This window comes from Fonticella tunisiensis (assembly GCF_004364155.1).
Classification (GTDB): Bacteria; Bacillota; Clostridia; order Clostridiales; family Caloramatoraceae; genus Fonticella; species Fonticella tunisiensis.
In genome coordinates this window covers 1-7974 of the sequence record NZ_SOAZ01000046.1, presented here as the reverse complement: position 1 = coordinate 7974, position 7974 = coordinate 1, and the positions used below count along the sequence as shown (strand labels likewise).

Annotated in this window: 12 protein-coding genes; 7 read left to right on the top strand and 5 right to left on the bottom strand. The window is 33.8% G+C overall.

All coding sequences use genetic code 11. The features are described from left to right. Positions 1–1046: 1046 nt before the first annotated feature. Positions 1047–1241: an inorganic diphosphatase gene (locus EDD71_RS15820; RefSeq protein ID WP_341472351.1), complete on the top strand. Its 195-nt coding sequence runs from the start codon at positions 1047–1049 to the stop codon at positions 1239–1241. 35 nt (positions 1242–1276) lie between these two features. Here the strand turns inward: EDD71_RS15820 and istB are convergent, their stop codons facing one another. Genes istB through EDD71_RS14705 form a run of 4 tightly spaced genes read right to left on the bottom strand, consistent with a single transcriptional unit; the run spans position 1277 to position 3567 of the window. Then, entirely contained in the window at positions 1277–2032 is a 756-nt protein-coding gene (istB, locus tag EDD71_RS14720; protein WP_133629479.1) for an IS21-like element helper ATPase IstB, read from the bottom strand. A 5-nt stretch (positions 2033–2037) separates the two neighbouring features. Further along, on the bottom strand, positions 2038–2472 hold the full coding sequence (locus tag EDD71_RS14715) for a hypothetical protein (RefSeq protein WP_166636510.1): 435 nt from the start codon (positions 2470–2472) through the stop codon (positions 2038–2040). 3 nt (positions 2473–2475) lie between these two features. Next, positions 2476–3108, bottom strand: coding sequence for a DDE-type integrase/transposase/recombinase (locus EDD71_RS14710; RefSeq protein ID WP_133629477.1), 633 nt, complete (start codon positions 3106–3108; stop codon positions 2476–2478). Positions 3109–3153: 45 nt separating this feature from the next. Continuing rightward, positions 3154–3567: a helix-turn-helix domain-containing protein gene (locus EDD71_RS14705; RefSeq protein ID WP_133629476.1), complete on the bottom strand. Its 414-nt coding sequence runs from the start codon at positions 3565–3567 to the stop codon at positions 3154–3156. 392 nt (positions 3568–3959) lie between these two features. Here EDD71_RS14705 and EDD71_RS14700 point away from each other — a divergent pair, with 392 nt between their 5' ends. From EDD71_RS14700 to EDD71_RS14690, 3 genes are read left to right on the top strand one after another with little or no spacing between them, the layout of a single operon-like run. Next, positions 3960–4334 carry a helix-turn-helix domain-containing protein gene (locus tag EDD71_RS14700; RefSeq protein WP_133629475.1) on the top strand — a complete coding sequence of 125 codons (375 nt, stop codon included), beginning with the start codon at positions 3960–3962 and terminating at the stop codon, positions 4332–4334. Positions 4335–4347: 13 nt separating this feature from the next. After that, positions 4348–5142 (top strand): ImmA/IrrE family metallo-endopeptidase, encoded by a 795-nt coding sequence (locus EDD71_RS14695; protein ID WP_133629474.1) that lies wholly within the window; start codon positions 4348–4350, stop codon positions 5140–5142. Continuing rightward, positions 5139–6008, top strand: coding sequence for a hypothetical protein (locus tag EDD71_RS14690; protein ID WP_133629473.1), 870 nt, complete (start codon positions 5139–5141; stop codon positions 6006–6008). The genes EDD71_RS14695 and EDD71_RS14690 overlap by 4 nt, the downstream gene beginning before the upstream one ends. Positions 6009–6075: 67 nt before the next feature. Here EDD71_RS14690 and EDD71_RS14685 read toward each other — a convergent pair whose 3' ends face one another. After that, the gene (locus tag EDD71_RS14685) at positions 6076–6267 is read right to left on the bottom strand and encodes a ribonuclease BN (RefSeq protein ID WP_133629472.1); all 192 of its coding nucleotides are present in this window, start codon (positions 6265–6267) and stop codon (positions 6076–6078) included. A 280-nt stretch (positions 6268–6547) separates the two neighbouring features. Here EDD71_RS14685 and EDD71_RS14680 point away from each other — a divergent pair, with 280 nt between their 5' ends. From EDD71_RS14680 to EDD71_RS14670, 3 genes are all read left to right on the top strand, one after another. Next, positions 6548–7402 carry a TnsA endonuclease C-terminal domain-containing protein gene (locus tag EDD71_RS14680; protein ID WP_133629471.1) on the top strand — a complete coding sequence of 285 codons (855 nt, stop codon included), beginning with the start codon at positions 6548–6550 and terminating at the stop codon, positions 7400–7402. After that, positions 7389–7622: a hypothetical protein gene (locus EDD71_RS14675; protein ID WP_207669361.1), complete on the top strand. Its 234-nt coding sequence runs from the start codon at positions 7389–7391 to the stop codon at positions 7620–7622. The genes EDD71_RS14680 and EDD71_RS14675 overlap by 14 nt, the downstream gene beginning before the upstream one ends. 95 nt (positions 7623–7717) lie before the next feature. Further along, positions 7718–7974, top strand: a 257-nt coding sequence (locus tag EDD71_RS14670) for a helix-turn-helix domain-containing protein (protein WP_133629470.1), incomplete at its 3' end; no start/stop codon positions are given.

Sequence of the window (7974 nt, the reverse complement as noted above, 5' to 3'; positions counted from 1 at the left end):
TACCTCTACAGCTCCTTGCATACTATACAGCAGTTGAAAAGGGCTGTGACGTTGATAAACCAAGAAATCTCGCTAAGTCAGTTACAGTTGAGTAATAAAAAACCTGTATTTTGTACATTTATATAACTAAAATAAACTCCACTCCATGATAATAAAGTTGACTCTATAAAAATAAAGTTCGTTCCAAAACCTCGCAGTAGATGCAAGAGAAATCTTGTTTTGCTGCGGGATTTTTGGTTTTTAGGGAGAGAGGGATAAGGTGTAAGGATTAAGGCGATTAGATTTTTCATTAGAAATTTGATTAGAAAATTGTGCTGATTAAAGCCTTCAAACTATTGATTTTAAAGGGATTGAGAGAAGTATTGACTGCTGTATTGAAGATAATGTTGATATAGTAACTGAAAGGGTGGAATAAAACCTTAAACCTTACCCTATGAAACTTATCCCTATTTTCCTTTCAAAACATCCCTATTTGGAACCGACTTTATTTTAAAAATTATCACAAGAATTAAGGAAAAAGTGTTAATAAATGGGATAAAAATATGAGATTTTAGAGCGGATTTTATTATATGTTAAAAATTAGGGTGTAGAAAAATCAAGGGTTTGAGGGGTGTGGGTGGAGTGGAGATTATTTTAAATATACAATAGGAGATAGGGATAAGGGAAATAGGGTGATTTTTGATATGACTTTTTTATCTGGAAAGAATTAGGGAAATAGGGTTAAGGCGAGAAGGGGCAAGGGCTTGAGGGGTGTTGGGTTTTGACATGAGTTTTTTATGTGTATACATAGTTAGGATTAAGTTTTATTCTAAAAAGGGTTAAGGGATAAGGGGTAAAATAAAAAAGTTGTGTCAGAGATAAAAAACTTGTGTTAAAAATAATAAAGTCGTGTCAAATAGATAATAAAGTTGTGTTAATAAATTTAATGTATAATAGCGTTATGTTGAGTAATAAAAAAGAAGAGAGTATAATGCGTGAATATTTGAATAAAAAGGTTAAAGTCTTGTTGATAGGCCGTTATGCTCAAAGCACCCAGAGCATGAAAAATATATTATCTCTTAAACTACGGATATATACCTAACACAATCTCTGAAGATGGTGAAGAAGTTGATGCTTATATTATAGGAGAGTTTCAGCCTCTAAAAGAATTTGAGGGTGTTGTAATAGCAATAATTCATAGAAAAAATGATATTGAAGATAAGTTGGTAGTATCAAATGTAAACGGCAAGTACTTTCCGTGAAATTTCGGAAAATAATTTCCGTGAATAATTTCCAATTATCCCTGTAAAAATGATTCCCTATGTTCCAGCCTATAGCTCTTACCGGTCATATTAAAAAGGTCGCATTTATAGGTTAACCTATCAAGAATAGCTGTGGTTAGAGCAGGATCTCCTAAAAGCTCAGTCCAGTCTTCAAACCCTTTATTAGATGTGATAATAATTGAGGCCTGTTCATATAGCGAAGATATGAGCTGAAAGAACAAGTTGGCCTCTTCACGAGTTATCGGAAGATATCCGATTTCGTCGATTATGACGAGGTCTGAAGAATAGATTTTATTTACCTTACCTTTGCTCTTCCTTGATATTTCCTGGGTCTTAAGAGAGTATATTAGGTTATCCATTGATGTAAATGTCACTCTATATCCCATTTCCACAGCTTTGTATCCAAGGGCTATAGAAAGATGAGTCTTACCAACGCCCGGAGGGCCTAAGAATATCAGATTATATACCTTATCTATCCAATCCATTTCAAGAAGTCTATTTACCTGTTTTTTAGTTATAGATTTTTGAAAATTAAAGTCAAAGTCCTCAATAATTTTCTTAATTGGAAACCCTGCCATTTTAAGACGCTTTTCCTGTGCTTTTTTATCCTTTGCTTTTATTTCACCTTCAAGAATATTAAACAAAAATTCTTGATAAGAGCTATCCTTAAGCTCTGCATCCTTAAGGAATATATCTATATTCTCATTGAGACTACAGAGCTTAAGAGTCTTTGCATGCTGTTTTATTGTTTCTATCTTGCTATTATTCATATTCCTCATCCTCCCATAGCTTGTGTGTATTCTTTTGCATCCCGTATCTGGGTCTTAACCTCTTTATATTTTTGGGGAATGGGATTGTCTTTTACCTGTTTATCTTTCTTAAGGCTTTCGCTTTTATCTAACATAAATAGGAGTGTATCTTTTAGAAGAGTCGCACTGTAGAGGCTACGCTCTATGCAATATTTAAGTGCCTGTTTTATTATATCCTCTGAGGCTTTAGCTGCAGCATTTTTGATAACACTGAACTGGTCTCTCACATATCTTGGTTTGTCCTGTTTTATACGCTTAAGGAATAACTCAGCATCACTGCTATCTCCCAAAAGCTTTAGTGTCTCAAGGTACATCTCATCAAGCTTTGTATCTTTGTCCCTTTCGGGATGTGAAATTTTAATAAGCCTGCCCTTTCCAGTACATAACTTATGCTTTACCAACACCTAATTGCTATCTATATCCTTAATATGGATAATATTATCAACAATTGTAAGCTCAACCTTCTTACCTGGACAATACGTTCCCTTGGGGACCTGATACCTATTTTGTTTATACAAAACAGTATTGTCTTTTCTTACTATATAAGTTAAACTGATATTGGATGATTTATTATCAAAGGTATGGGGTATCGAAAGAAGGTGCTTCTTTTCCAGTGCAAATACTTCTTTCGGTATCTTTTTTGTTGTCCCATGGACCTTTGAATTTCCTGTTCTATCAAGCCATGCCAGGCATTCTGAATTAAAGGAGGCTATATCGGAAAAAGTTCTATGTACTGCAAAGTTATATTTAATATACTTTACAACAGCCTCAACTTTTCCCTTGCTTTGTGGGTCAAAACCTCTACATAGATATACCTTAAACTTCATTAAATCAATGTATTTCTGGAATTCTTCCGTAAAGACTATATCCCCGAAATTTTCATCCACTGCAAGGAGTCTATCCTGGTCGTATACTATCTCAGTAGTCATACCCCCAAAGTATTCAAAGGCTTTGTTATGTGCATAGATAAAATCAGTTGCTGTAAAAGGCTTGTCCTGCCAGTATGCAAGCTTATATCTTGAGTGTGACAGAACCATAGCAAAACAGTAAAGCTTTACCCTATTACCTTTCTCATTCTTAAGTCATATTTGGCCAAAGTCAACTTGAGCCTGATATCCCGCAGGGAGTTCATCCACTGCTTCATGCTGCCTTCGGCTTACTTGTTTTGGTATGTTATATTCATTTCTCAAAGAACTTAAAAGATTTCGGACAGTTATTTCACTGCAATCAATACTGCCGTATCGTTCAACAAGCCAATCATGAACTTGTGCAGCACTCATATCAGGATAGTTCCTGAGCCACTCTAAAATCTCATCTTCATACTTTGAAAGTTTTCTTTTTCTGTTTTTTCTCAACTCTAAAAGCTTTGCATAATCATCAGGCGACATATTCCAGTACTTTGATACAGTTTCATAATTTATACCAAGATTTCTTGTTGCTTGAGATTTATTAAACCCAAGCTTCTTCATGTTCTTAATTTCCCAAACAATTTCCATCCCTTCAATCTTCTCATTCTACTGCCTCCTCTCAACAATTTCTATTGTATCGAAGAGAGCAGCTCTTGTGTAGTCGATTGGAAATTTTTCCGGGTTTTTATTTTCCGAAATCTCATGGTTTTATTTTACCACTTACAGGGAAATATTTGACGCTTACAGAATTACAAAATGAAAGGTTGCATTCTTCATTAAGCAATAGAAAAAAGGCATTAGCAGGAATTAAATTCTGCCAATGCTTTTCTTCTTATTAGATTTAGCCTGTAGTTTAGTGAGAAAGAAAAGGTAGGAAATTTTACAACTAAAAAGATAACCCCAAATGTTTGTAAAATTTTTTTTACAAACCGTATCTTTTTTTACACTTTTGGTGTATAATAAAGTAGGAGGTGTAAAAAATGACTATGGAATTATTATTTGAAAATAGAAAATTAATAGGTGAAAATATTTTAAACATTATTAAAGACAACGGATATACAAAGTCTTCCTTCTCAAGGCTTACTAATATTTCAAGACCGACTTTAGATAAATTAATCAAAGGAGAAGTTGACAGCCTTGCGACATTTAAAACTCATGTTCGAAAAATCTTGGAAACACAGGACATGGTTGAAGAACAACTACTAAATTATGTTCCAAAGTACAAGGCAAAAAAGGAACTTGTTTTTGCGCTGTCTGACAATGCTCCAGAGAATCATGCCCTGAACCCTAAGGCTCAAGAGATGTTTAGTATTCTTGAGGATATAATTCATATGTGCGAACTGTATTACAATTAAGAAGGTGCAGATTATGTCGGAATTGATAACGAGTAATAACCTTGAGCAGGTTATTGAAAAGAATAAACTGATTAAAGATGATATATTAAGATTAACAAATGATTTTACAGTCAGGTTTAATAAGTCGGGAGTAACGGGGCAGGATAAACTATCTTTTTCGGTATTAAAAGAGAACCATTTAATTCAGATTCCTATCGATGATGAGTATTGGGGCGGGGCTATTATTACAAAGGGAAATATTAAAATACCAGTTATCAATACTGCCCAGCCCCGTGTTTATCAATATTTTGTTGCATGGCATGAAATATACCATTTGTTCTATGACCTCAGTTTAAGGGATGAGACCCATAATATTGCCGTTGATATGGATTTAAATGAAAGAAGAGCAGATTATTTTGCTGCAAAAATGATTTTTGGCAATGTGTACGACTACTACTATTCATTAGATGATGAGGATTTTATCGATAGAGTTATAAAATGCATGGATGTATATAAGGCACCATATAAGGCAGTACTGATAGAACTGTTTGAAGAAGCCGTTACAAAATATAATGATTTGGATTTAAAAGAAAAAATTCTTGAGCATTTTGATAATAAGCCTGAGAACTTAGTGCAAAAATTTATAGATTTGGAACTAGACGCAGAGTTAGTAAAACCCTCATATGTTGTAAGTTTGGGGGGATTAGAGAAAAAGATACAAAACGCTATGAAAGAGAACCCAGATGTTTCCCATCATAAAGATAACTATCAGTTTTTACTTACGCTAAAGAATAGAATCAAAAAAGGAGTGGAGGGGCTTGCCAAATGAAAGGAGAAGGCATAAATGACTTAAAAAAATACCTTTCCACGGGCAAGTCTCTCAAAATTTGCATCCTGGATAATAACTCTGTTGAATTTTTGACATGGGTACGCAAGAACGTCAGCCCTGAAAAGATATTTAGCCAGTATGACATTATTCTTATCCCCCAATGGGTATGGATTGAGGTCTGTGATAGTGATAATAGAAAAAGTTACATAAATGATTTAAAACATTATTCGAAGGTCCAAATTATAGATGAAGTTGATTATTTAACATTGGTGGATTACAAAGAAGCAGAATTATACTATCTGTTCCTGTACTGCTGTTACAATGTGAGCAGGCTTGTTAGTTTTATCAAGAAAAATATTTTAAAGAATAGACCTGTAGAGGATTTAGACCCATATGAGGAATGGCTTAGCGTATTCTATGAAGAGGGACTGGACCAAAGAAAACTTTCAAATGGCAGAACTCAGAAGAAGAATGCAGGAGAGATTTCAATTGCCGTTTTAAGTTACATCCTTTCCTATTATTACAGTGAAAGTATTGATACTATTACTATCTTTAGCAGTGACAGGGATACATATGAATTTGTTTCTAAGGCTAAAGAAATACTTTATAAAGATGAGCGCTTTAGAGACAGGAGCAACACTTCCATAACTTTTAAATCGAATGATTTTTTGATTTATGAATGGACAAGGCTTGGATATATAGATGAACATAATATTGATACCTTTGTTCAAAATTACAGGCAGACGAGGAGAATAAAATTCACGAGAAAAAAGCAGGATAATTCAATTGAGGAACAAGACAAATTGATAGATAATGCAGCATTTTTAGAGATGTTAAAGGACAGCACGATACATTTAATCTTTTGAATATACTGGACTATAGTAAAAAGGTTTTAGTAGATTTTAAGCCTACCAAAACCTTTTTCTTATTGCTTTAATATTTCTTATCTTTTTTAAAGTATGATTGAACCTTTACGGTAAAAGAGAGAAGTATTATAAGGAATATGCCTTGTAGGGAACCTGCAAAAAGGCGAATAAGGATATTTTCTGAAATTACAGCAAATGGTATTAAAAATATGCTTATGAGAATTACCAATTTTATAGTTATAAAAACACTATGCCTCATAAAATACCTCCTTAGTCATAGAGTTATAGCATTTTACATATTTCCTATATAGCATTTCAAGGAAGGTTTTACGTTTAAAACAAAATAATTTTGTGATAAGATATTATACACACAATAAATGGTTCAAATGCCATTGACACAGTCACCTAATAAAGGTGTTCAACTGTAGTCAGTGGCATTTTGTTTTATATGTGGAATATGAGAATTGTAAAAGGCCAAAAGAGATTGATGACTATAAGCGAGAGTTTGCTAATATGGCTGATTTTCGGAGGTGATAGTTATGGCAAAACATAACCTTCAATGGGATGAAAATAAATTAAAGCGATTTCTAAGGGAAGGAAGAGGGCAGGGAGAAGGACAGAATTACAAACCCTGGGTGACCGTGCAGGACTTTCCTTCCAAAGGAAGATGCAGCCGAGTGTTGGGATGGAAAACCAATAGGATTCATCATCTCTTTACCGACAGTGGAACGAGATACTTCTATTTATTGGAATGGGAGGACGCAGTAGTAGATATAAGAGAGCATTTTCCCCTGCTGGATTTAGAGAAAGTTATAAAAGAAAAAGATGATTTAAACTTTAATCTATTTAAGGACAAAAATAGTGGTTTGCCCTACATAATTTATACTTCCTTCCTTATTACACTAAAGGGTGTAGATGGTCAAAAAAGATACATAGCCCGAAGTTTGAAAGCAGATTACGAACTTCAAAGGAAGAGGAGCATTGAAAGACTGGAGATTGAAAGAAGATACTGGCTAAACAAGCATATAGACTGGGGTATCGTAACGCAAAAAGATATTCCTACTGTCAAGGCTAAAAACATAGAATGGGTTCACTCTTCATTACATTTTACAGATGAGAGAGGATTAGACAAAGAAGAGATGATTTATTTGTGTGATGTTCTTCTTGAAAAAATGACAGAAAGTCATCAAGCAATCAGAAAAATCGTTGCGGATTTTGATAAGGAATATAAACTTCAAACGGAAACAGGACTCTTTATATTTAAGCACCTTATTGCAACAAAGAGAATTAAGTTAGACATGAATAAAGAGATAAAGTTAAATGAAAGGTTGGAAAACCTCGTTATTGATATTAAAAAGGAAAGAATGGGAGAGGATAGCATTGTTAACTATTAATACCCTTATTTCCTGGAAAACAGATGATGACAATAAGAAAGTTGAAAGAATCCTTTGGTTTGAGCCACAGTCAAATATAACTTATGTGATAGATATAAATTTTAATGCTTTTCCCTTTTCAAGGCTATTAAGTGATATCGAGGAAAGTATCAAACAGGGAATAGCCTTTATAGAGCCTGATGATGCTTTTGGTCGAATTATAAATGAAGGTTCATTGTAAAATTAAATGCAACAGATAGAATAAAAAAATAACAACCATAGTGAAAATCATGTATGATATAGTTGTCTAATCCAAACATACAGGAGGTTTTCACTATGGTTGATACAATTAATTCTAACACATCTGTACGTTCTTTTGAACACCTAAATAGCTATGAGTGTGGAGAAATTTCTGCATTACTAAAAGAAGGCAAAAGTATTCGCTATATTGCTAGGAAATTAGGACGTAGTCCAAGTACTATCTCCCGCGAAATTAAGCGTGGTACTACCTTACAGCTTAAAAGTGATTTATCTACATTTACAAGCTATTTCCCTGAAACAGGTCAGGCTGTGTATGAAAAACATCGCTCAAA

Bases quoted from the DNA above. Each gene is read 5' to 3' on its own strand.
- istB (WP_133629479.1), bottom strand. From the start codon at position 2,032: ATGAATAATAGCAAGATAGAAACAATAAAACAGCATGCAAAGACTCTT.
- EDD71_RS14710 (WP_133629477.1), bottom strand. From the start codon at position 3,108: ATGGTTCTGTCACACTCAAGATATAAGCTTGCATACTGGCAGGACAAG.
- EDD71_RS14705 (WP_133629476.1), bottom strand. From the start codon at position 3,567: ATGGAAATTGTTTGGGAAATTAAGAACATGAAGAAGCTTGGGTTTAAT.
- EDD71_RS14700 (WP_133629475.1), top strand. From the start codon at position 3,960: ATGACTATGGAATTATTATTTGAAAATAGAAAATTAATAGGTGAAAAT.
- EDD71_RS14695 (WP_133629474.1), top strand. From the start codon at position 4,348: ATGTCGGAATTGATAACGAGTAATAACCTTGAGCAGGTTATTGAAAAG.
- EDD71_RS14690 (WP_133629473.1), top strand. From the start codon at position 5,139: ATGAAAGGAGAAGGCATAAATGACTTAAAAAAATACCTTTCCACGGGC.
- EDD71_RS14685 (WP_133629472.1), bottom strand. From the start codon at position 6,267: ATGAGGCATAGTGTTTTTATAACTATAAAATTGGTAATTCTCATAAGC.
- EDD71_RS14680 (WP_133629471.1), top strand. From the start codon at position 6,548: ATGGCAAAACATAACCTTCAATGGGATGAAAATAAATTAAAGCGATTT.